This window comes from Frankia gtarii (genome assembly GCF_025403375.1).
GTDB lineage: Bacteria > Actinomycetota > Actinomycetes > Frankiales > Frankiaceae > Frankia > Frankia gtarii.
The window spans coordinates 1-21,080 of the sequence record NZ_JAMPTM010000072.1; the positions used below are offsets into that span (position 1 = coordinate 1).

At 74.4% G+C, this 21,080-nt stretch carries 17 protein-coding genes and 1 pseudogene; 8 read left to right on the forward strand and 10 right to left on the reverse strand.

The annotated features are described in order from the left end of the window. Together NBZ83_RS13050 and NBZ83_RS13055 are read right to left on the reverse strand one after the other, a co-directional pair. The coding region (locus NBZ83_RS13050; protein ID WP_261556325.1) for an FAD-dependent oxidoreductase at positions 1 to 114 on the reverse strand (114 nt) is incomplete at its 3' end. A gap of 52 nt (positions 115 to 166) precedes the next feature. Continuing rightward, positions 167 to 1,228, reverse strand: coding sequence for a polyprenyl synthetase family protein (locus NBZ83_RS13055; protein ID WP_261566339.1), 1,062 nt, complete (start codon positions 1,226 to 1,228; stop codon positions 167 to 169). Positions 1,229 to 1,251: 23 nt separating this feature from the next. Here NBZ83_RS13055 and NBZ83_RS13060 point away from each other — a divergent pair, with 23 nt between their 5' ends. Continuing rightward, positions 1,252 to 1,944, forward strand: a complete 693-nt coding sequence (locus tag NBZ83_RS13060) for a DUF4097 family beta strand repeat-containing protein (RefSeq protein WP_438803310.1) — start codon at positions 1,252 to 1,254, stop codon at positions 1,942 to 1,944. 91 nt (positions 1,945 to 2,035) lie between these two features. Beyond that, a complete protein-coding gene (gene metF / locus NBZ83_RS13065; protein ID WP_261566340.1) occupies positions 2,036 to 2,932 on the forward strand; it encodes a methylenetetrahydrofolate reductase [NAD(P)H] in 897 nt (298 codons plus the stop codon). A 58-nt stretch (positions 2,933 to 2,990) separates the two neighbouring features. On the opposite strand, the gene NBZ83_RS13070 is transcribed toward metF, so the two are convergent. Next, on the reverse strand, positions 2,991 to 3,239 hold the full coding sequence (locus tag NBZ83_RS13070) for a hypothetical protein (protein WP_163553248.1): 249 nt from the start codon (positions 3,237 to 3,239) through the stop codon (positions 2,991 to 2,993). Between the two features lie 134 nt (positions 3,240 to 3,373). On the opposite strand from NBZ83_RS13070, the gene NBZ83_RS13075 reads away from it, so the two are divergent. Continuing rightward, complete coding sequence (locus tag NBZ83_RS13075; RefSeq protein WP_261566341.1) at positions 3,374 to 4,072, forward strand: CDP-alcohol phosphatidyltransferase family protein; 699 nt, start codon at positions 3,374 to 3,376, stop codon at positions 4,070 to 4,072. A gap of 1,097 nt (positions 4,073 to 5,169) precedes the next feature. Here NBZ83_RS13075 and NBZ83_RS13080 read toward each other — a convergent pair. The 7 genes and pseudogenes from NBZ83_RS13080 to NBZ83_RS13110 all read right to left on the reverse strand — a co-directional run. Further along, positions 5,170 to 6,636: pseudogene (locus tag NBZ83_RS13080) on the reverse strand (phytoene desaturase family protein); the annotation flags it as partial. A gap of 10 nt (positions 6,637 to 6,646) precedes the next feature. Next, on the reverse strand, positions 6,647 to 7,780 hold the full coding sequence (locus NBZ83_RS13085; protein ID WP_261566344.1) for a glycosyltransferase family 2 protein: 1,134 nt from the start codon (positions 7,778 to 7,780) through the stop codon (positions 6,647 to 6,649). A 59-nt stretch (positions 7,781 to 7,839) separates the two neighbouring features. Next, positions 7,840 to 8,697 carry a bisanhydrobacterioruberin hydratase CruF gene (gene cruF, locus NBZ83_RS13090; protein ID WP_261566345.1) on the reverse strand — a complete coding sequence of 286 codons (858 nt, stop codon included), beginning with the start codon at positions 8,695 to 8,697 and terminating at the stop codon, positions 7,840 to 7,842. After that, positions 8,694 to 9,281 (reverse strand): GNAT family N-acetyltransferase, encoded by a 588-nt coding sequence (locus tag NBZ83_RS13095; protein ID WP_261566356.1) that lies wholly within the window; start codon positions 9,279 to 9,281, stop codon positions 8,694 to 8,696. Before NBZ83_RS13095 ends, cruF begins: the two co-directional genes overlap by 4 nt. Positions 9,282 to 9,503: 222 nt before the next feature. Continuing rightward, complete coding sequence (locus tag NBZ83_RS13100) at positions 9,504 to 12,038, reverse strand: FAD-binding oxidoreductase (protein ID WP_261575025.1); 2,535 nt, start codon at positions 12,036 to 12,038, stop codon at positions 9,504 to 9,506. Between the two features lie 252 nt (positions 12,039 to 12,290). After that, positions 12,291 to 13,052, reverse strand: a complete 762-nt coding sequence (locus NBZ83_RS13105) for a spheroidene monooxygenase (RefSeq protein ID WP_261566347.1) — start codon at positions 13,050 to 13,052, stop codon at positions 12,291 to 12,293. Between the two features lie 5 nt (positions 13,053 to 13,057). Continuing rightward, positions 13,058 to 17,020, reverse strand: coding sequence for an AfsR/SARP family transcriptional regulator (locus tag NBZ83_RS13110; RefSeq protein WP_261566348.1), 3,963 nt, complete (start codon positions 17,018 to 17,020; stop codon positions 13,058 to 13,060). Between the two features lie 307 nt (positions 17,021 to 17,327). Between NBZ83_RS13110 and NBZ83_RS13115 the strand changes: the two genes are divergently transcribed. The 5 genes from NBZ83_RS13115 (at position 17,328) to dinB (ending at position 21,073) form a co-directional block, all read left to right on the forward strand. Then, entirely contained in the window at positions 17,328 to 18,131 is an 804-nt protein-coding gene (locus NBZ83_RS13115) for a hypothetical protein (protein ID WP_261566349.1), read from the forward strand. Between the two features lie 65 nt (positions 18,132 to 18,196). Then, positions 18,197 to 18,760, forward strand: a complete 564-nt coding sequence (locus NBZ83_RS13120) for an SAV_6107 family HEPN domain-containing protein (protein WP_261566350.1) — start codon at positions 18,197 to 18,199, stop codon at positions 18,758 to 18,760. A gap of 193 nt (positions 18,761 to 18,953) precedes the next feature. Beyond that, a complete protein-coding gene (locus tag NBZ83_RS13125; protein ID WP_261566351.1) occupies positions 18,954 to 19,109 on the forward strand; it encodes a hypothetical protein in 156 nt (51 codons plus the stop codon). Between the two features lie 112 nt (positions 19,110 to 19,221). Then, positions 19,222 to 19,863 (forward strand): class I SAM-dependent methyltransferase, encoded by a 642-nt coding sequence (locus NBZ83_RS13130; RefSeq protein WP_261575026.1) that lies wholly within the window; start codon positions 19,222 to 19,224, stop codon positions 19,861 to 19,863. Then, positions 19,853 to 21,073 (forward strand): DNA polymerase IV, encoded by a 1,221-nt coding sequence (gene dinB / locus NBZ83_RS13135; protein WP_261570918.1) that lies wholly within the window; start codon positions 19,853 to 19,855, stop codon positions 21,071 to 21,073. The genes NBZ83_RS13130 and dinB overlap by 11 nt, the downstream gene beginning before the upstream one ends. Positions 21,074 to 21,080 lie beyond the last annotated feature (7 nt).

The following is a 21,080-nucleotide window of genomic DNA, read 5'->3' on the forward strand; positions in this document are numbered from 1 at the left end:
CTCCAGCACCGTCACGCGGCGCCCGGCACCCGCCAGGCGCAGCGCGGCCGACAGCCCCGCGAATCCCGCACCGACGATGACGACGTGATCCGTCGGGCCCTCCACCGTGCGCATCCGGCGCCCGCCCCCTCTCCCCGCTCTGGTCGATCTACCCGGTCGTACGTGTTCACTGTGCCCGTGCCGTCGCCGCGGTCGCGAGTTCCACCAGCGCGCCGCGGGTGGCGTCGTCAAGGTCGGAGCGTTCCAGAACGGCCAGGGCCTGCGCGGTGTGCGCGGAGATCAGGTGCTCGGCCGCGGCCGGCGCGCCGCTGGCCGCGATCAGCGCGCGCGCCTCCTCGACCGCTGCGGGCCGTTGCGGCGCACCGACGAGGTCGCGCAGCCGGGCCGCCGCCGTCGGCCGTGCCTCGCGCAGGGCCAGCGCCAGCAGCCCGTTGGGCCGCCCGTCGCGCAGGTCGTCCCCGGCCGGCTTGCCGGTCACCGCCGGGTCGCCGAACACCCCGAGGATGTCGTCGCGCAGCTGGAACGCCTCCCCGAGCGGTCGGCCGAACGCCGCGTACGTCTCCAGCAGGCCCGGGCGGGTCCCGGCGAGCAGGGCGCCGAGCTGCAACGGTCGGACCACCGTGTAGCCCGCGGTCTTGTATCGGGCGATCCGTGCGACCCGCGCCGGGTCGAGGCCTCCGGTCCGTCCCCAGGGCCCCACCTGGCTGGCGAGGTCGAGGTACTGACCGGCCACGAGCTCGCCGCGCATCCGCGCGTACGTCGGCCAGGCCCGCGCCAGCGCCCCGGGAGTCAATCCGCTGGCCATCAGCAGATCGTCCGCCCAGGTCAGGAACAGGTCGCCGAGCAGGATCGCCGCCGAGTGGCCGAAGGTGTCCGAATCGCCGCCGAGGCGGGCCTCGCGGTGCATGCGGGCCAGGCGACGGTGCGCGCTCGGCTCGCCGCGACGCAGTTCCGAGCCGTCCATCACGTCGTCGTGCACCAGCGCACAGGCGTGTAACACCTCCAGGGATGCGGCGGCCGTCACGATCTCGTCGCAGTCCGGCCCGCCGGCGCCCCGCCAGCCCCAGTAGCAGAACATGGGCCGCACCCGCTTGCCCCCGCCGAGCAGCACGTCCTCGGCGACCCGGAGGAACGGCGCGAGATCGGCGTCGATGTCGCGCAGCGTCGCTCCGCGGGCGTCGGCGAACCGGCGCAGCACGGCGGAGACCCGCGGGCGGACATCGGTCATCGGCGACCGGGGTACCGTGCGGTGTGCCCGTGTTCGACACCGTCATCATGGTGATCGCCGTCGTGTTGCTGACCGCCGCGGTGGGCGGCCTTTCCCTGTTGCGGATGCCACCCGCCGAGCTGGTTCACACCGTCGACGGTATCGACGCCGTCGAGGTCATGGTGGCCGCGGGCCGGGTCGAGGTCGCCGGACAAGACCGCGCTGACGTGCGCGTCGATCTCACGGTGCGGCGCCGGCCCGGTCGGTCGACCCCCGCGGTGACCACTGCCGGCGGCGTGCTGCGCATCGACGGGCGGCGCAGCGACGTGCGGGTCAGGCTGGCCGTGCCACCCGGCACCCGGGTGCGGGCCGAGGCGCTCGCCGGCGAGATCACCCTGTGGGGTGTGCAGGGGGAGCTGTCGCTGGTCACCCGCGATGGCACGATCGCCGGCCGCGAGCTCGGCGCCGGCCCGGTCGCCGTCCGCAGCCTCGGTGGGGACGTCAACCTGCACTTCAGTCAGCTGCCGGACGCCGTCCACGCGCAGACCGAGTCGGGACTTCTGACGGTCATGCTCCCCGACGCCGCGTATGCGGTCGAGGTCGAGACGGGCGATCCGAGCGCGGCCGACGTGGCGTTGACGCCGATGCCGGGCGCCACCCGGCGGGTGGTGGCCCGCACCGTCGCCGGCCGGGTGCGCATCGGCCACACCGCCCCGCTGGGGCCGCTGCCCATCTGATGTTGCCCGTTGTTGTCGCGTGGTGGTCAAGCGTGTTTCCATCGCGGGGGTATGGCCCTTGGAGTGGTCCGCGCCGGTCTAGGCTCATTGCATGACGGCGGTCCGAGGTCTGAGCGCGAAACCGGCGACGATGGGTGAGTTCCTCGCCTCCGGGCGCCCCTCGTTCTCCTTCGAGTTCTTCCCACCCCGCACGCCCGAGGGCGAGCGTCACCTGTGGACCGCCCTGCGCCGGATAGAGGCATTGCGCCCCTCCTTCGTATCGGTGACCTATGGCGCGGGCGGCTCGACCCGCGAGGGCACGATCCGGGTGACCGAGCGGATCGCCACCGAAACCACCCTCACCCCGATCGCCCACCTCACCGCCGTCAACCACTCGGTGGCCGAGCTGCGGCAGGTGATCGGCAACTACGCGGGCGCGGGGGTGCGCAACGTGGTGGCGCTGCGCGGCGACCCGCCCGGGGACCCGCAGGGCACCTGGACGGCCCACCCGCAGGGGCTGGGCCACGCCGACGAGCTCGTGCGGCTGGTGAAGTCGGTGGGGGACTTCTGCGTCGGGGTGGCGGCCTTCCCGGACAAGCACCCCCGCTCGCCCGACTTCGACACCGACGCCCGGTATCTGGTGCGCAAGTTCGACGCCGGGGCCGATTATGCGATCACCCAGTTCTTCTTCGGTGCCGACGACTACTTCCGGCTGGTCGACCGGGTCCGCGCGCTGGGCTGCGACAAGCCGATCATTCCTGGGATCATGCCGGTGACGAACGTGGCGCAGATCGTCCGGATGGCGCAGCTGTCCGGCGCCGACTTCCCGCCCGTGCTGGCCGCCCGGCTGCAAGCAGTCGCGGACGACCCGGCGGCGGTGCGCGCGGTCGGCCTCGAGGTGGCGACAAAGCTGTCCCGCCGCCTGCTCGACGGCGGGGCACCAGGCCTGCACTTCATCACCCTCAACCGATCCAGCGTCACGCGGGAGATCTTCGAGGCGATCCGGTAGGACGGACGCCGGGAACGGCCGCGTTCCCGCAGTTGCCGCCGGGCGACGCCGGGCCGCTCTAGTCGAGATCGTCGAAGGCGTCGAACACGCACAGCAGCCATTCCTCGCGGAAGGTCTGCTCGCGCACCAGCTCGAACCCGGCCTCGTTGGCCGTGTCGATCACCGCGGCCACGAGGCCGAGGTCGAGGGTGTTGAAGACCGGGGTGATACGCACCGCCAGAATCACCTGGTGGCGGTGCGGCGCGAAGACCTCCTGCGGGTCGAGGTCCTCGAGGCTCTCCACCACTCCGCTTGCCTGTTCGGTCACGTCACTCCCGCTCGTCTGGGGTCATCCCCGCCGCGGCGGGGCCGACCTGATCCTCGCCCATCCGCTCCCACCGGCCGGGCGCGGTGAGCGCGGCACGCGGTGGAAGGACCACGCGACTCTACGTCCCGGGCACGATGGACGGTGTGCGCACCCCTGTACCCGATCGCGACACCTATCTCGCGCGCTGGTCGGCCCTGCACGGCGGCTACGACCCGCTCGGCGGGCTGTGGCTGGTGCGCGCCTGGTTGACGCTCGTCCACCGGGCCGCGAGCCCGCTGGCCGCCCGCGGGGTACCGCCGTCGGCGGTGACCGCGGCGGGCGTCGCCGTCACGGCGCTCGCGCTGCCGGCCGCCGCGGCCGGGGGCCACTGGCCGCTGCTGGCGGTGCTGATGATGCTTCTCGGGGGCGTGGCCGACAGCCTCGACGGGGCCGTGGCCGTACTGACCGACCGGGCGAGCGCCTGGGGTTACCTGCTGGACTCGGTCGCCGACCGCTGCGGCGACCTGCTGTACCTGGTCGCCCTGTGGTACGTCGGCGCGCCGGGCGGTCTGCTCGTCGCCGCGGGGTGCGCGCTGGGGCTGCTGGAGTACACCCGGGCGCGGGGCGGTAACGCCGGGTTCGGGCAGATCGGCGTGGTGACGCTCGGCGAGCGGCCGACTCGGCTCATCGTCGCCGCCTTCGGGCTGGCGGGTGCCGGCCTCGTCCCCGGCCTGGCCGGCTTCGCCGGGACCGTGGCAGCGGGGGCGACGCTCGCGGTCTGCGTGGTCGGCCTCGGCCAGCTCCTGACGACGCTGCACGCCGCGCTGTCGAGCGAGCCGCCGCCCCGCGACTAGGCGCGAGTTTCCTGATCCAACTTCGAGGCGTGAGGCCCGGAGATGGACGGGGTGGCAGCTCGAGGCGGTTGCGTCGGCAACTGCTGGAGGTTGATGACGGTTGTGGGCAGGCGAACCGCAACCTCCTGCACCTGCTGACCGCCAGGTGGCCAGGATTGACACAGACCGACTTTCGTATCTTTACGTGATCGGTTGGGTGCGAGAAGAAGTTGAGGGTCGGGTCGTATCCGGGAGATCTACTCCGTATGCAGACAGTTTTGATTGTCGTGCGGCCAGCGGGGTTCGGAGGATCTGAACGGTCGTGGTTGACCACTGGTTGACCCTTCGTCTCTACCGGTGGTGGCCGCCGCACCGCGCGGTCGACCAGGGTCGGACCGCCACAGGCAGAAGCGTGAAGAAGTCGCGAAGAGATCCGCATTCGCGGCAACTCTGTGGATTTCTCTGCCGATCTGCGGATTCATCGCTACGATCTGGCCATCCGCACAGTCGCCGATCAGCCGCGGGCCGCGGCCGCACGTCCGGCGAACTTCCGCACCCACGAAAGATTCGGGGAAATGGTGTCCTACCTCGCCCGCAGAATGTCCCGTCCGCGTGTCGTCGCGATCGTTCTGGCCTTGGCCGCGATCCTCGTCGTCAGCCTGCTGCCGACCTGGCGGGCCGAGGCCGCCACCCCGGCCGCGGCGCCGGCCGCCACCCCGGCCGGGACGGCTGCGCGTCCCGTTCCCACCCCGGCGGGACGGGTGCTGCTTCTCGGACGGATCGCGCCGCACCTGCAGCAGCTGACCGTCGCCGACCTCGCCGCGAAGTACCCGCAGCACACCCAGACGGTGACCTTCCAGAGCGGGGCGGGTCCGCAGAGCCACACCTACACCGGCCCCACGCTCTACGACGTCCTGCAGGCGGCCAAGCCGACCTTCCGCAGCGACGTGAAGAACGACGCGCTGCGCTACGCCGCGGTCATCCACGCGAGCGACGGCTACGAGTCGGTCCTCTCGTGGGGTGAGATCGACCCGGGCTTCGCCGGCACCGAGGCGCTGCTCGCGGTCACCCAGGACGGTGTGTCGCTGGCGAAGGAGGGGCCCCGACTGACCGCCCCCGGCGACGATGCCGGCGGACAGCACGACCAGCGGCAGGCCGCCGCCGGGGTGGGCCGACCCGCCGACAAGGAACAGGCCCGGCACCCGGGCGGCGTTCGGTGGGCGCAGGAACGCTGCCCGGGCTCCGTTCGACGACCCGCCGTAGATCGACCCGCCCACCGAACCCGTGCGCCGGGCCAGGTCCGCCGGGGTGATCGTTTTGTACCACCGCAGCCGGGATCGCACGTCGAGCCCGCGGGCGGCGAGGACGTCCAGGATGTGCCGGGCGTACCCGTCGGCCAGGCCCGGCTGGTCCCAGTCCAACCCGCGCCCGTCGGGCCGTCCCGCTGCCGGGGCGTGTGGTGCGGCGTTGACGAGGACGAACCATGCCTCGGAGTCCGGCGGCGCGCAGGCCGGGTCCGCCGGGACGGCGAGGTAGACCGCCGGGTCGTCGGCGAGGCGCCCGGCGAACACCGCATCGAACTCGCCGTCGTAGTCCGCGGGGAAGGTGACCGTGTGGTGGCCCAGCCCCGGCGTGCGCCCGGACAGGGCCAGCAGCAGCACGAATCCGGACATCGACCGGGTGGCCCGCTGGACGCGGCGCCGTCCGCGGCGGTCGTCCACCAGCTGTCCGTAGAGCGCGGCGGCGTCGACGTTCGCGACGACGATGTCGGCGGGCAGCTGGCTGCCGTCGGCGAGGCGCACCCCGTCGACCCGGCCGCCGGGGGTGCGGGTCACCCTCAGTACCGGGGTGTCGAGCAGGACCCGGGCCCCGTGGTCCTCGGCGCGGCGTGCGATCGCCTCGCCGAGGCGGCGCAACCCGCCCGGCACGTACCACCCGCCGAAGCGGCGTTCGGCGTGCACGACCGACACGAGGGCGGCCGGGGCGCGTCGGGGATCGGAGCCGGAGTAGGTCGCGTAGCGGTCGAGCATCATCCGCAGGCGCGGGTCGCGCAGGTAGCTGCGGCCCAGGCCGCGCAGGCTGCGGCCGGGCGCGACCGCCGCGATGTCCCCGGGCGAGGCCCAGGCCAGCCGGGCGAGCCCGCCGGCGCGCACCGGGCTGGACAGGAACGGTCCCTCGGCGGCGTCGAACACCCGCGCCGCCCGGTCGGCCAGGCGGCGCCAGTCGCTGCCGGCGCCGACGCCGAGGCGCTCGTCGAGTTCGGCGGCGAAGGTGTCGTCGTCCGCGTGCGCGGCCAGCGTCGTGCCGTCGGCGAACCGGTAGGAGGCGATCGGGTCGAGGCGGCGAAGGTCCAGCTCCGCGCGCAGCGGCCCGCCGGTCGCGGCGAACAGGTCCTCGAACACGCCGGGCATGGTCAACAGGGACGGCCCGGTGTCGAAGCCGTAGCCGTCCCGCTCGTACCAGCCGAGCTTCCCGCCGATCCGTGACGACTGCTCGCAGACGGTGACGTCATGCCCGGCGGCGGCGAGGCGGGCCGCGGCGGCCAGCCCGCCCACCCCGGCGCCGATCACCACCACCCGGGCCACGGCGACGACTCTACGAGCCGGCCCGCGGGCCGCGCCGCGGCGGGGCCGCCGTGACCGGTCGGCCCTTCCAGGTCGCGGTGCCGCGCCGTCGCCGCCACCATGACAGCGCGGTGAGGTATCCCAGCAGGCCGACCGAGACCGGGTGGGCGGCGGCATCCGGCCAGCTCCGGCCGCCGGTGCGGCGGGCAGCGACCAGCCGGCCGGCGACCCCGGCGAGGTAGCCGGCCAGCCCCGCGCGGGAGCCGCGCGCCGCCGCGGCGGCCGGCAGGACGAACAACCACCACAGCAGCCCGACCTGTGCGGCGCTCGCTGCCGGGTGGCCGCCGGCCGCGGCCAGCGACTTGGCGTAGCCGTCGCGCAGCTCCGCCCAGCCGGCGTACATCCGATTAGTCGCCAAGGTGGTGCCGTCGACGACCACCCCGCGTCCCCCGGACCGCTTCACGGCCCGCAGCAGGGCGATGTCCTCGAGGATCTGGTCGCGGACGGCGGTGTGCCCCCCGGCTCGGCGGTACGCCGCCGCGTCCACGCACAGGAACTGGCCGCCGGCCGCGGCCAGCGACGGCCGCGGGGACCGCTCGGCCGCGCGCAGTGGCAGCAGGGCCAGCCACGACCACGCCAGCAGCGGCTGAACGAGCCGCTCGGTCGGGCTCGCCGCGACCTGGCGCGGATACGGCGAGACCAGGTCCAGTCCGCTGTCGCGCAGCAGCAGGACGGCTCGGGCCAGCCCGTCCGCGGCGAGCGTCACGTCGGCATCGACGAAGACCAGCACGGTGCCGGTCGCGGCGGCCGCGGCCCGGGCACAGGCATGCGGCTTACCCAGCCAGCCGAGCGGTGGACCGGCGCCACGCAGCGCGACGATCCGCCGGTCGCGCTGTGCCCAGCCGGCGAGGAGCCGCCCGGTGGCATCGGTGGAGTCGTCGTCGTAGACGACGATCTCCAGGTCGGGGATGCCTCGGGCGGCCAGCAGGGCCGCCAGAGTGCCGTCCAGGCGGGCGGCCTCGTCGCGGACCGGCAGGATCACGGACACGCGTTCCGCCACCGCGCCGGCCGGCGGCGCGACCCGCAGCAGCCGGGCGTTGACCACCGTGTGCACCGCGATGCCCGCGGACGCCACCGCCGCCGCCCGTACGGCGCTCGCCCGCATCGCTGCCACCGCTGCCACTGCCGTCCCTGCCGTCCCTGCCGTCCCCGCCGTCACGGATGTCACGGATGTCCGCACGGTTCGGGAGCGTCCGGTGACCGGTCGGCGTGCCAGGGCCGCAGGGCCACGACCAGTACCGCTCCCATCGCGACGCCGCCGGCGAGCGCGACGCCCGGTTTGTCGAAGAAGGCGAGGTTCACCAGCACCGACGACAGGTAGGACCAGGCCAGCAGGGTCAGCGGGATGCGCTCGTCGCGGCTGGCGCGGTCGGCGGGGTCGGGCAGTGCGAGCAGGGCGGCGGTCATGACCGTGCCGACCAGCAGCCAGCCGAGGAGGTTCGTCAGCGGAATCGCGTTGAGCGCCGGGCCGCCGCCGAGCCACCACCAGTGCCCGGCGGTGACCATCTGCGGGTCAAGGAACAGATCCCAGGCGGCCAGCACCAGGCCGCCGAGGACGGCGGCGCGGACCGGGGTGCGCCGGTGCCGTCGCACCAGGACGTAGCTGGGATAAGTCATCATCGCCCAGGCCAGCGGTACCACGACGGGGACGCCGAGCAGGCGGGGCCCGAGCGAGCCGCCGTAGGCGTAGCGCCCGAACGGGATACCGGTGTGGACCCCGAGCATCTCCACGACGAGCCCGCCGCCGACGGCCACGGCGAGGTAGCCGGCGGTCCACAGCGGGCCGCGGGTGGCCAGGGCGTGCACCGCAGACGTGACGGCCAGCAGCAGCACCGCGACGATCGACAACGCGCTGCGCTCGACGCCGTCGACCAGCGGGTAGGGGATCTGCGCCGCCACCGTGGCCAGTACCAGGATCCATCCCCAGGCCAGCGCCCGGTGCGTGGGCGGTTCGCCCGGGATGCTCCGGCCGCCGGGCCGGGCCGACCCGAGCGCCGTGAACGCCGGGCCGTGGAGGGTCATCGCACGGGCGCCGGCTGGTCGGCGTCCCCGGTGAGCTCGCCGTCGGGGCTGATGGTGGACGGGGCCCGCAGCTCCTTGCCGAGCACCGCGTAGGGGGTGAGGGTCCCCGGGAACTGGAAGTCCGACAGCAGCGGGACGAATCCCTCGCTGGCGTACAGACGGCGCGCGCGGCTGCCGGCGGGTTCGAGCGCGGACAGCGCCGCGGTCCGCTGCGGGACGTCACGCAGCAGCTCCCGCAGGAGCTGGCGGCCGATCGTGCGGCCCTGGTAGGCGGGCAGCACGTGCAGCTCGACGATCTCCAGGCAGTCGTCGAGCCAGTGCGCCGCGGTGGCCGCCGAGGCGGCCGCGACCGCGTCGACGACGACGTCGTGCCACCACTGACCGGGCTGGCCGGGCAGCGCGTAGGTGATGCCGACGAGGGAGTCGTCGGGGGTGACGGCGGCGACGGCGCGCAGGTCGCGCCGGTCGAAGTGGCGGCGCGCGTGCAGGGCCCGATCCCGGGCGGCCCTGACGGGGTCGGCCTCGTGATGATCGAGGAACGCGGCCTTGTAGACGGCGATCACGTCATCGAGGCGGGCTCGCATGCTGCTGGGCGACCAGCGGACCACGGTCACGTCCCCGTCGGTCACCGGCGTCGCCTCCTGTCCGTCTCTCGGCGCATCGACCCTGGTCCCGCGAGCGGGTCTGGCGAGCCAGGAGGTCGGGGCACACCGTCACGTTGCTCGACGATAACGCGATCCTTGCAAGGCGCGCCGGTCGACGGGAGTGCCTGCCACGCAACGTCATCACTGTGATGCGTAGGGCGCTCAATCTGAGATGTGTGGCAGGCCGGTCCGGTCACCTGCCAACGCGAGGCCCGCACCGCGGGGAGTCCCGTCGAGCAGATCCGCGACCAGCATGGCGACCGCCGGTGCCTGCACCGCACCGCCCGCGTTCGTCCCCGCGGCCACGAGGACCCGCCCGGCGTGGCCCGGCGCCACGCAGACGACGGGAAGCCCGTCCGGGGTGGCGGGACGTTCGCAGACGCGCACGTCACGCACGTCGAGGCCGCCGTCGGCCCGCCGGAGCCCCGGAAACAGGCCGGCGATGGCCCGTTCGGCGACGGCTCGCAGCGCCGCGATCCCCGCCGTGGCGCTCTGGCGCCCGGCCCGGCCCAGATAGCCGAAACCGCTACTGACATGGATGAGCGTGCCGTCAGGGGACAGGGTGATGTTCATGACGCCGAGAGGATCACCGGCGTGGATCTTCAGTGGGCGGCGCAACCCGGGGTTCGGCAGGGTCAGCGACAGGCCGAGCAGATGCGCCACCGCACCGGCCCCGGACCAGCCGGCGCCGAGCAGCCGATCCAGGTCGCGGCCTCCGGTGGTGATCACGATCCGATCCGCCGACAGCTCGGAGCCGTCGTCGAGGCACAGCCGAACCCCCGGGGCCGGCCACCCACCCGAACCGCTCCCGGCCCCGGAGCCGCCGTTCATCGCGGGCTGGCCCGGATCGAGTCCCCGCACCCGGGCGCCGGCCCGGACTTCGACGCCGAGATCCGCGAGCCGCCCGGCCAGCGCCGTCGCCAGATCGTGGATGTTGACGGCGTAACCGTCCACCTCGACCGCACCCGAGATCTCCCGCACGCCGCCTGGCAGCGGCACCGAGGAGCCCAGGCCCGGCCAGTCCCGGGCCAGCACCTCGTCGGGCAGGCGCACGGCACCGGTGCCCGCCGCGCGCTGGAGCCGTTCGCCTGCGGCGAGGTCGGCGGCGCCGAGGTAGATCCGGGCGAGCCGGCCATCCCGGCGCAGGCCGGCCAGCCAACCGGCGCCGTCGACGGCGAACAGGTGCTCCCAGCCGCGCAGCCCCAGCCGGTTGAGGGCGATCACCAGGTCCTGGGCCGTCGCGTGCAGTCCCGGTCGGTCGGTACGCCGGTCGAACGCCTCGGCCCAGGCGAGCTCGACCGGGTTCAGCGAGGCGGGGTCGCGCAGCCGCCAGCCGCCGTTCGCCGGGTCTCGGTCGAGAACCCCGTCGCGGCCCACGGCCGCCGGTGGCAGCGTCTCGGTCGCCGACAGATGCCGCGCGTTGGCCCCCCCGAACGTCGTGCCCTGCCGGTCCGGGTCACGGCGATCCGCCGGCGCGGCATCGAGCACCCGGACCCGATGCCCCCGCAGCCGCAGCAGCAGCGCGGTGGTGAGCCCGACGATCCCGCCGCCGACGACCACCACGCCGTGGCCGCCCGCGGCGGGATCGTCCTGTACCGGGTCCTCGTCGACCCGGCGGTCGGTGTCCCGGCCCGCGCCGGGATGATCGGCTCGTTCTCGCGCTTCGGTGCGGTCGGATCGGTTGGATCGGGGGTGTTCCGGCCCGAGCAGGTCGGCACCGGTCAGCTCGTCCAGGTCCGCCCGGCCGACCACGGCGAGCATGGCCTGATCCAGGTCGTCGTCGCAGGCGGCGGAGCGCATCGCCGCGGAGCACAGGGTAAACCCGGGTCGCGGGGCGCCGCCCTCACCGTCGATCCGTGCCGCCAGCAGCTCTCGCACCGGGGCGAGCAGCCGGGGGGCGTTGTCCAGGACGACGGTGAGATCACGCCGGTCGTAGGCGTCGAGCAGGGCACGCTCGGTGAACACCTCGGGCTCGCTGACCGAGATGATCCGCTCGCCGGTGAACGCCTTGAGCAGCCGCTCGTCGATCATGCCGGCGCTCGCCCACTGCCCCGCATGGACGAGCGGCACGGCGACGGCGACCGCGTCGGCCGCCTCGAGGACCTCCTCCACCGTCCGGGCGACGTGCACCCGGTCGATGGGCAGCCGATGGTGGCGCGCCCAGGCGGCCCCCGACGTGGGATCGGTGGCGAGGGAGGGGGAGTGCACGACCAGGCGCCAGCCCAGCGCGCCACCGGCCCGGGCCACCCGCCCGTTGATGTTGCCGGCGCCGAGCAGGCCGAGGGTGCCAGGCCGCCGCGGCGCCTGCTGCCGAGAAGCCGCCTGCTGCCGAGAAGCCGCCTGCTCCGGACCCGCGGGGTCGAACAGGCGGTCGGCTACGAACCGTGCGACGTGGCGGGCGTTGACCTCCGGCGTGTTGCGTACCTCGATCCGCAGCCGGGCGGCGGCGGCGGTGTCGACGGCGGCCAGCGAGGTGCCGCGGCGGACTAGCAGGAGCTCCCGATCCGCGTCGCAGCGCCCCGGGCCCGCGCGGACCGCTGCGGCCCATCGCCCCAGGGTGGTGGAGTCCACTGCGTTCGCGCCGATGACCAGGGTGTGCGGGCGCAGCTCGACCAGTGCGTCGGCGAGTTCGGCCGGGCGGGCGGCCAGCTCCGGGCGCAGAACCGTGGTGCCGGCCCGGGTGAGAAGGTCCGCCACGCGGATGCTCACCGCCGTGGCGATCAGTACCCGGCGGTGCGGGGCCCCCGCGTGAAACATCGGCGGGCGGGGGACCGAGGGGTGCGGCGCTGGACCACAGGGCATCGGCATTCGGTTCGCTTCATCCGATTCGTCGGGCTGGCTCATCCGGTTCACCGCCGGACCTCCCCACCGTGGCGGACGCCCGTCAACGGGTTGTCAAAACCGCCGAGCCCGCTGCCGGGCCGGGGTGGCCGGGCCGGATTGGAATCTTCAATGCGCCGTCAACGTGGGGTCGGGAAGCAGGGCCAGCAGCGGATCACGTCCGCCGAGGGTGCCGCGGGAGCCGAGGACCGCGAACCGGGCGAACAGCTCCTCGCTGTACCAGCCGACCTCGGGGGTGCGGCGGACGACCTCGCTGTGCGCCGGCCGGCCGTAGGCGAACCGGCGCAGCGCCACGGCGTCCTGCCAGAGGCTGAACGTGCCCTTCAGACCGATCGGCGCCTCGCCGATGCCGGCCGCGAACAGCAGTCCCTCCGCCTGGGCGAGGTCCGCGACCACCGGTGGGACCGCCCGGCGAAAGGCGAGCGTATGCCGGGCGGCGACCCGGGCCCGCGTGATCACCGCTACCTTCGTGCCGGTGGCGGTCGTGCTGGGCCCAGCCGCGGCCGCCGAGTCGCCGAAGGGTTCCCGCCGCGACCACCGCCCGCGCGAGGACAGCGGGTGCAGGTCGATGCGCCACCGTTCCTCTGCCAGCACCGACCAGGCCCGCACCTGCGCGGAGCGTTCGAACGACCGCGCCGCCGACGGCGTCTCCCAGACGGCGAGCATCGCCCACTGGCAGGGGTCGGCGCCGCGCAGGCCGAGACTGCTCGCCGAGCCGGTCCCGAGCATCTTGGCGAACGTCAGCCCGGAGACGTGCCGCAGTGCGGAGCGGTCGGTGGCCACCCGGGCCAGGGCGTGGCCGATCCGGCGGCGGGGAACCCGCCAGAAGTCGACGGTCACCAGCAGGGCGGCAGGGTTGGCCGGGTTCATCGCGTTCAACTCCGCACCGAAGACAGTCGCAGCAGGCCGTCGCGGACGGCCCCGTACTTCTGCGTGAAGGCCGTGGCCACCACCCCGGCGCCGGCGTCGTCCCGCAGGGGTACCACCCGGGCGTGGCCGATGCCGGACAGCGCGTGCCGACCGTTGCCCGCCACCACCGAGACCAGGCCATCCGGGCCGCCGCTGCGTAGCAGCGCGGCCAGTTCCGGGGCGGCGATGTACACCGCCCCGTCGAGGCGGACGAACTCGGCGCGCACGTCGAGCGTGCCGGCGTCCGCCCGGACTACCTGCAACGGCACGCGCAGGTAGTCGTCCAGAGCGGTGCTGCCCTCCGGGCTCCACAGCCGCTCGAAATGCTGCTCGACGAACTGGACGAGGGTCGAGGAGATCGTCGCCTCGTGCTGGGCCGCGGCGGCGGAGGAGTAGCCGACCGGGAAGCTCGACACGAGCGCGCCGGAGTCCCAGCGGTGGTAGGTCGTCAGCGGCTGCTCGGCGTAGAGCCGAACGGCGAGGCGGGGACGCAGGACCGGGGTGAGCCGCTCCCGCAGCCCGTCCAGGACCAGCAGGTTCGCCCGGATCTCGGCGGGTACGTCGACGCGGTGCGACAGGTCGGCGGCCCGCGCCGCCGCGGCCGGCGAATCCGGGTCGAGCAGCAGGATCTGGACGATCGCCCCGGCGTCGACCGCCGCCAGCACCGCGCCGGTGAAGGCGTCCCGGTGCGGCGCGGAGACCAGGTCCGTCCACGTGTTCAGTAACCGCACGCTGCGCCGCGAAGCGGTCACCCGGCCGATGAAGTAGGCCGGGTCGAACGCGCCGAGCAGCCGGCCGCCGGTGAACTGGGTCGGCTCGGTGGTGACCGGCGCGGTCAGCCGTGCCTCGGCGGCGGCCAGCTCCGGTGAGCCCAGCTGGCGCAGCAGCGTGATGCCCTGCTGCCAGGAGCGCCGGGCCGCGGGGGAGTCGTCGAGCTGGGCGAGGATGTCACCGCGGCGCACCAGCACGCGCGGCTCCCACAGCGGATCGGGCAGCTCGGCCAGCAGCGGCAGGCTCTCGGTGTAGGCCGTCAGCGCCTGTTCGGGGCGCTGCCGGTAGCGGTAGAGATCGCCCAGCCGCCGCAGGGCCTGCGCCTCCAGTGGCCGGTTGGCGAGCTCCCGGGCGATCGACAGGCTCATCGTCAGGCAGGTGATGCCGTCGGTGAGCTCCTTGCGGTCGCCGTGGGTCATGGCGACCGCGACCAGCGTCTCCGCCTCGATGCGGCGGGCCCCGGTCCGTCGCATCGTCCCCAGACAGGTCTCGAACTGGGCCAGCGCCGCGGCGAACTCGCCGCGACCGCGGCAGGCGTCGGCGAGCCCGCGTACGGCCCGTGCCTCGCCCAGCTCCGCGCCGAACGCGGCGAAGATCTCCCGCGCCCGGGTGAAGCGTTCCGTGGCCAGCGTCAGGCGCTCGAGCGCGTCCTGGGTGACCGCCACCGCCGGCTCGCCGTCCGGGTCGCTCCCGGCGGAGTCCAGCCGCCAGAACGCCTCCTCGAACGTCAGGATGATCTCCCGCTCCCCAAGGCTGGTGAGCAGCTCGGCCTCGGCGAGTCGGTGCCCCGTGCGGCGGGCGGCGGCCAGGCCCAGGGCATGGGTTCGCGCCCAGTCGCTCCAGTGCGCCGCGAACGCGTAGAACTCCGCGGCCTCGGCGGCGAGCAGCCAGGTCGGCTGATCGAGCCCGGTCGCCTGTGCCTGCTCGATCAGGGCGAGCAGGTTCGAGCGCTCCCCGCCGAACCAGACCATTGGCCGGCGGACGACCTTGGCGAGGTCCGCGCGGGCGAACCGGGCGGCGGCCTGCGCGGCGAAGCCGGCGTCCGGCCCGTCGGCGGACAGGGTCCGAACGCGCCCGGGGCTGAAGGTGTCGACCGCCTCACGCAGCATCACCTGATAGGCGTACAGCAGTCGGCTCAGCGCCGCTCGGTGTTCACCGGACATCGTCGGCGGATCCTCGAGTTCCGCAGCGTCGATGGCGCCGTGGTCACGCGCGGCGCCGGCGCCGGCGCCACCTTCGGGCGCGGCCGCCGGGGGCCCGAAGGTGCGGCCGTCCCCCGCCGGTTCCCCGCCCAGGGACCCCGGGTGGGCCGGCGCCGTCGCTGCCAGTTGGCCGATCGCGGTTCCGACGCCGGTCTCCTGCTCTCGGGCGAACACCCGCAGCAGGTCGTGGAATCGGTAGCGCTCCGTGCCGGTCGCGTCGACGCCGCGGCGTTCCAGCAGCTGCGCGTCGGCGAGGCGGTCCACGACGTCCTCTGCCTCGTCCAGATCGACGTCGAGCACGGCCGCGGCGGCCCACGGCGCGAAGTCGTTGACCGCGGGCAGCGACAGCAGCCGGAAGGCGCGCTGCTCGTCGCCCGGTCGACCCTCGTAGCTCAGCAGGAAACTGGCCCGGATCTCCAGGTCGCCGACCTCCAGCCAGGACAACCGGTCGCGCTCGTTGGCGAGCCGGCCGGCCAGGCGTGCCAGGCGCCAGTGTGGGTGTGCCGCCAGCTTGCGCCCGGCGATCTGGATCGCCAGCGGCAGGTACCCACACAGGCCGACGATGTCGCGCGCAGCCTCGGGCTCGGCCTCGACCCGCGCCGCCCCGACCACCTTGGACAGCAGCTCCACCGCGTCGCTGGGGATGAGGACGTCGACCATCCAGTACGGAACGGTGAGCCCGGGCAGCCGAGACCGGCTGGTGATGAGCACGGCGCAGCCCGGGCTCGTCGGCATCAGCGGGCGCAGCTGCGCCTCACCCGCCGCATTGTCCAGGATGATCAGGACCTTGCGGGTGGCGAGCAGCTCCCGGTACATCTCCGCCAGGTCGTCGGCGTCGGTCGGCACCGCGGCCCGGCTGACCCCGAGCGCCTGGACGAACCGGGCGAGCACCCGCGACGGTTCCAACGGCTCGCTGGTGCCGCGCAGGTCCACGTACAGGGCGTCGGTGAACCCGGCGCGGATGCGGTGCGCGATGTGCACGGCCAGAGCGGTCTTGCCGGCGCCCGCCTTGCCGGCGAAGGCCGCCGTGACGGTGCCCCGGGCCAGGGTCGTCTGATCGGTGAGCACGGCGTGCGCCCGGGCCTGGATGGTGTCCCGCCCGGTGTACTCCGGGGCGTCCGGTGGCAGCTGGTAGCTGCCGGAACCGGCGGGTGCGACCTGGGCGGGGCGGCCCAGCGATCGCGGCGGAGCCCAGGTGAGGCTCGATGCCCCGCGCAGCACGTCCTCCTGCAGGCGGCGCAGCATCGGGGAGTCCAGCCCGCGCTCGTGCAGGGCCTCCAGGCCGTCCCGGCAGGCCTGGGCGGCATCCTCGGTCCGGCCGTCCCGGAAGAAGGCGACGACCATCTCCCGGCGCAGGCCGTCGTCGTGCGGGTGGCGCTCGACCAGCATCCGCAGATCGCCGATGACCTCCCGGTGCCGACCCAGGGACAGGTCGGCGGCGATCCGCGTCTTGGCCACGTCGAGCTGAAGCTCGGCCAGTGCCACCGCGTAGCCGTGCGCGAACGGATGATCGGCGACGTCGGCCAGCGGCGGCCCGCGCCACAGTGACTGGGCCTCCTGCAGCGGGGCGATCGCGCTCACGGGGTCGCCGTCGTCCACCGCGCGGCGGCCCTGCGCCAGCAGCCGCCGCACCCGCTCGGCGTCGATCTGTTCCGCCCGCACGTCGAGCAGGTAGCCGGCGCCCTTGCGGAGCAGCACCCGCGGCGGCTTGCCGTCCGCCATCACCCGCCGCAGCTCGCTGACGTGGGTGCGCAGCGTGCGCAGCGCCTTTTCCGGCGGCGAGTCGCCCCAGATCACCTCCATCAGCCGGGGGATCGGCACGGCCTTGCCGGCCTCGAGTAGCAGGACGGTCATCAGGACCTTGCGCTGGGCGCCGCCCAGCGTGACGGGTGCCCCGGCCGCGGTGACCTCCAGCGGACCCAGGATGGCGAACTGCAGGCTGTCGCGGTCGGGCATCTGGTCCTCTCCGTCACGGCTCCGAGTGTCATCACGGACCCCGAGTGATGTCTGTTTATCGCAGCGTGCGCCCGCAGGGGAACCCGCGGCAACCATCGATCCCCGGCAGATGCTGTCGGTTCCGCGTCAGGTCCCCGTCCGCGGCGATGCCGCCGCGGCGCACGGAGTCTCTCAACGCCCGCTCAACGTCTGGTGTGACCGTGCGTGCATTAGCCATTGACGCTCCTGTTGTGCACTTCAGGGCGGCGAGAACCGAGGACGACGGACCGCCGGTAGTCGGCCGGCGTGGTGTGGAGGTGTCGGGATCATGGCGATCACGGTGGCGAGGATCCTGTCGCGACGGCCCAGCGCGCCGCGGCGCGCGCCGACTCCGGCGGGGGCGCCGGGGCTGCGCGCCGGGGCGGTCGGGGGACGCCCCGTGACCTGCACGCGACCCCTCGCCGTGGCCGCCGGGCCGGAGCCGGCCGGGGCGGAGCCGGCCGGGGCGGACGTCCTCCCGCGGCGGGCCGGCGGTCTGCCACACGAGCTGGTCTTCCGGGTCGTCTCGGCGAGCCGGCACAACGCGGTCCCGCAGGTACAGGTGGAGACCGACGAGCAGGCGGTGCTCGCCGACTGGGCGTCGCGGGGGCGGGTCGAGCTGATGGCCGCCCGGCGTCCGTTCGTCCTGGAGACGGACCTCGACGGCCGGGGCGTGCGGCTCGTCGAGCCGATGGGGCGGGTGCCGGTCGCGGCCTTCGTGGCGGACCGGGTCGGCGGTCGGGTGCGCCTGGCGGACGGCTGCGAGCTGCGGTGGCTCACGCCGACCCGCGGCGAGTTCGCCAGCGGGCTGGTGGGGCACCGCGAGGTCAACATCATCCGGTTCGCCCTGGACGGGACGGCGCTCGTCATGGTCGATCCCGACCTGCTCGACCCGGTGGTCACCCGGGTCGCCCGGATGGTCCGGGCGTCGGAGGCGGGTCCGGGGGATACCTGCCGGGGGGATATCCCGGACCCGCGCCTGGGCTGGCTGCCCGACGTGGTGGCGCTGCTCGTGCTGGCCTGGTTCCTGCGCCTGCTCGAGTGCGCCGCCGACGAGCCGGCTCGCTCGCGTGTTCGAGACCTGGGTGTTTGACGGGCCGGCCGGAAGGGGGTTACCTTCCAGGTGTTCGAACCTGTGTTCGATTCCGGGAGGGTGTCATGGCCGTCGTGAGTCGATCCGTCAGCGGCGCGGGCCCCACAAACAGAGCCGTCGGGGCGGAGGGTACGTCGACCGGGAGTGGAGCATCCGGCGGGCCGCCCGGACGGGCCCTCCTGCCCGCCGCGGGGCTGCCCCACCGCTGCCGGGACGAGCTGCTTACCGCCGCCCGGCGCGGTCTCGGAGAGGCGGAGTACGCCCCCCGGGCCGGGGAGCGGTACGCCCTGGCCCATCTCGCCGCCCTTCGGGCCGCCGCCGCCGTGCTGGCGGACCGGGCGCGGCCCCGACCGGGCCGGCGGGGCCGACCGGCCAGCGCCTGGTGCCTGCTCGTGCGGGTGGCTCCAGAGCTCGCCGAATGGGCGGACTTCTTCGCGGCGGGCGCCGGCCTGCGGGCGGCCGCCGAGGCCGGCCTGAACGTGGTGGGCCGGCGGGAGGCCGACGACCTGATCCGTCAGGTCGACCAGTTCATCGGCGCCGTCGAGGGCGCGCTGGGGCTGCCGTCCCAGCCGGTGCTCGCGGGCACCGGTCCCGCCGACGCCGCGGCCGTCCCGCCGCGGCGAGGTTAGTCCGGCCGTGGCCGGTTCGGCGGCACTGGCCGCCCTGGCGGATGTGGCCACTGCCGGTCGCCCTCACCTCCGGCCTCGGGACGTCCAATGATCTACTCGCTTGATCCTCTCGTCACTGTTGCACGCAGCGTAGTTGTCGTTCACTATCGGTTATCTCTTGGGATGTTGCGTGTGACGAAACAGGAGATCATCGATGGCTCTCACCGGTTCCGAGATCCGGCACCACAGCGCACACCGGACCGCGCCGTCCGCCGTGGCCCGCCGGGATGCCTGGGTGTTGTGGATCCTGGGACTGTCGGTCGGCGGGCTCGCGGTCGGCGTCGCCATCGGCCTCGTCGTGGGCCGCTGACCCGCCCGCGCCCGACCGCGGGAACCGCGGCGGGCGGCCAGGGGGAGGAGTCGATGTTGATGGCCGGCCATGTCACCGGCGGCGATCTGCGGCAGCCGGGTATCCGGTCATCGTGGTGGACCCCTCGCCGGACGCGCTGGCCACCCTGCGACGGCGCGCCGCCGAGCGGGGGCTCGACGGGCGGGTCACCGCGATGCAGGGAGACCTGCATGACCTGACCGACCTCGTCGGCGCCGGGCAGGCCGACCTGCTGCTGTGCCATTCGGTGTTGGACGTCGTGGATGACCCGCAGAGCGCGCTTGCCCACGCGCTGGGGGTGCTGCGTCCCGGCGGCGCGCTCAGCGTTGTCGTGGCCGGACTCGCCGCCGCGGTGCTCGCCCGGGCGTTGGCCGGGCACTTCGACGACGCCCTCGCGGCACTCGTCGAGGACGTGCCCCCTGCGCACCGGCCGCCCAGCGTGGATCACGGCTCGTCGGCGGGCGGGGACCGGGCCGGCGGGCGGGTGCCTCGGCGGTTCACCACCACCGAGGCCGCCGCGCTGGTCCGGGCCGCGGGTGCGGAGGTGCTTGACGTCCACGGAGTACGGATCTTCGTGGATCTGGTGCCGGGGGAGCGCCTGCTCGACTCCCTGGCCACGCGGCGGCTGCTGCGCCTGGAGCTCGCGGCCGCCGGGCGCGAGCCGTTTCGGGACCTGGCGGCGCAGCTGCACGTCCTCGCCCGCAGGCCGGGTGGCACGGGGCCCCATGCGCGCTGAGAGCACGATCCTGCACGTCGACATGGACGCCTTCTTCGCCTCGGTGGAACTGCGCCGCCGACCCGAGCTGCGCGGCCGGCCGATGATCGTGGCGGGGGGCGAGCGTGGCGTGGTGCTGTCGGCGAGCTACGAGGCCCGGGCGTACGGGGTCCACAGTGCGATGCCGATGGCGCGGGCGCTGCGACGGTGCCCCACCGCGGTGGTCGTCCCGCCCGACCACGCCGCGTATCGGGCGGCCTCGGTCGAGATCATGAAGATCTTTCGTGATGTCACCCCGCTGGTCGCGCCGTTGTCGGTCGACGAGGCTTTCCTCGATGTCACCGGCGCGCGGGCACTTTTCGGGCCGGCGCCGCGGATCGCGGCCGACATCCGCCGCCGGGTGGCAGCCGAGCAGAACCTCACCTGCTCGGTCGGCGTCGCGCCGTCGATGTTCGTCGCCAAGATCGCCTCGACCCGGTGCAAGCCGGACGGACTCGCGGTCATCGCCCCCGAGGAGGTGCTCGCCTTCCTGCATCCGCTGCCGACCGGGGCGCTGTGGGGCGTCGGCCCGCGGGCGGAGGCCACCCTGACCCGGCTGGGACTGCGCACGATCGGGGACATCGCGGACACCCCGGTGGACACGCTGTGCCGGGCCCTCGGGGATGCCGCCGGATCCCACCTGCACCGGCTGTCGTGGGGGATCGACGAGCGACGGGTGGATCCCGTCAGCACGGAGGTCACCGTCGGCGCCGAACGGACCTTCGCCACCGACGTCACCGAGCGGGCTGCGCTCGCCCGGGAGTTGCTGCGCCTGTCCGGACGGGTGGCCGGCCAGCTGCGGCAGCGGCACCGGCGCGCCCGGACGATCTCGGTCAAGGTGCGCTACGCCGACTTCCGGACCGTTACCCGTGCCCGCACGCTACGTGATGGCACCGACGTGTCCCAGGTGATCTACTCCACGGCGACAGACCTGGTGGCGGACCTGGGACTACTCGGGAGCGGTCGAGGCGCCGCCGCGGAGGTCACGGCCGTGCGCCTGCTGGGGGTGCGAGCCGGCAACCTCGTCGACGCGGGGGCCGGAAGCAGGCAGCTGCTGCTCGGGGAGCGGCCCGAGGGCTGGGCGGAGCTGGACCGGGTCGCCGACCGGGCGCGCGACCGATTCGGCGCGGATGCGGTGGGCCTGGCGTCCCTGCTCGACCGGCCCGCGGGGCTCCCGCCGGGCCCGACGTGACGGCCGC

What these genes read in the sequence shown, in the direction of transcription:
- NBZ83_RS13075 (WP_261566341.1), top strand. Translation starts at nt 3,374, where the DNA reads ATGGACGGTGTGCGCACCCCTGTACCCGATCGCGACACCTATCTCGCG.
- NBZ83_RS13095 (WP_261566356.1), bottom strand. Translation starts at nt 9,281, where the DNA reads ATGCGAGCCCGCCTCGATGACGTGATCGCCGTCTACAAGGCCGCGTTC.
- NBZ83_RS13120 (WP_261566350.1), top strand. Translation starts at nt 18,197, where the DNA reads ATGGCCGTCGTGAGTCGATCCGTCAGCGGCGCGGGCCCCACAAACAGA.
- metF (WP_261566340.1), top strand. Translation starts at nt 2,036, where the DNA reads ATGACGGCGGTCCGAGGTCTGAGCGCGAAACCGGCGACGATGGGTGAG.
- NBZ83_RS13115 (WP_261566349.1), top strand. Translation starts at nt 17,328, where the DNA reads ATGGCGATCACGGTGGCGAGGATCCTGTCGCGACGGCCCAGCGCGCCG.
- NBZ83_RS13125 (WP_261566351.1), top strand. Translation starts at nt 18,954, where the DNA reads ATGGCTCTCACCGGTTCCGAGATCCGGCACCACAGCGCACACCGGACC.
- NBZ83_RS13110 (WP_261566348.1), bottom strand. Translation starts at nt 17,020, where the DNA reads ATGCCCGACCGCGACAGCCTGCAGTTCGCCATCCTGGGTCCGCTGGAG.
- NBZ83_RS13105 (WP_261566347.1), bottom strand. Translation starts at nt 13,052, where the DNA reads ATGAACCCGGCCAACCCTGCCGCCCTGCTGGTGACCGTCGACTTCTGG.
- cruF (WP_261566345.1), bottom strand. Translation starts at nt 8,697, where the DNA reads ATGACCCTCCACGGCCCGGCGTTCACGGCGCTCGGGTCGGCCCGGCCC.
- NBZ83_RS13055 (WP_261566339.1), bottom strand. Translation starts at nt 1,228, where the DNA reads ATGACCGATGTCCGCCCGCGGGTCTCCGCCGTGCTGCGCCGGTTCGCC.
- NBZ83_RS13085 (WP_261566344.1), bottom strand. Translation starts at nt 7,780, where the DNA reads ATGCGGGCGAGCGCCGTACGGGCGGCGGCGGTGGCGTCCGCGGGCATC.
- dinB (WP_261570918.1), top strand. Translation starts at nt 19,853, where the DNA reads ATGCGCGCTGAGAGCACGATCCTGCACGTCGACATGGACGCCTTCTTC.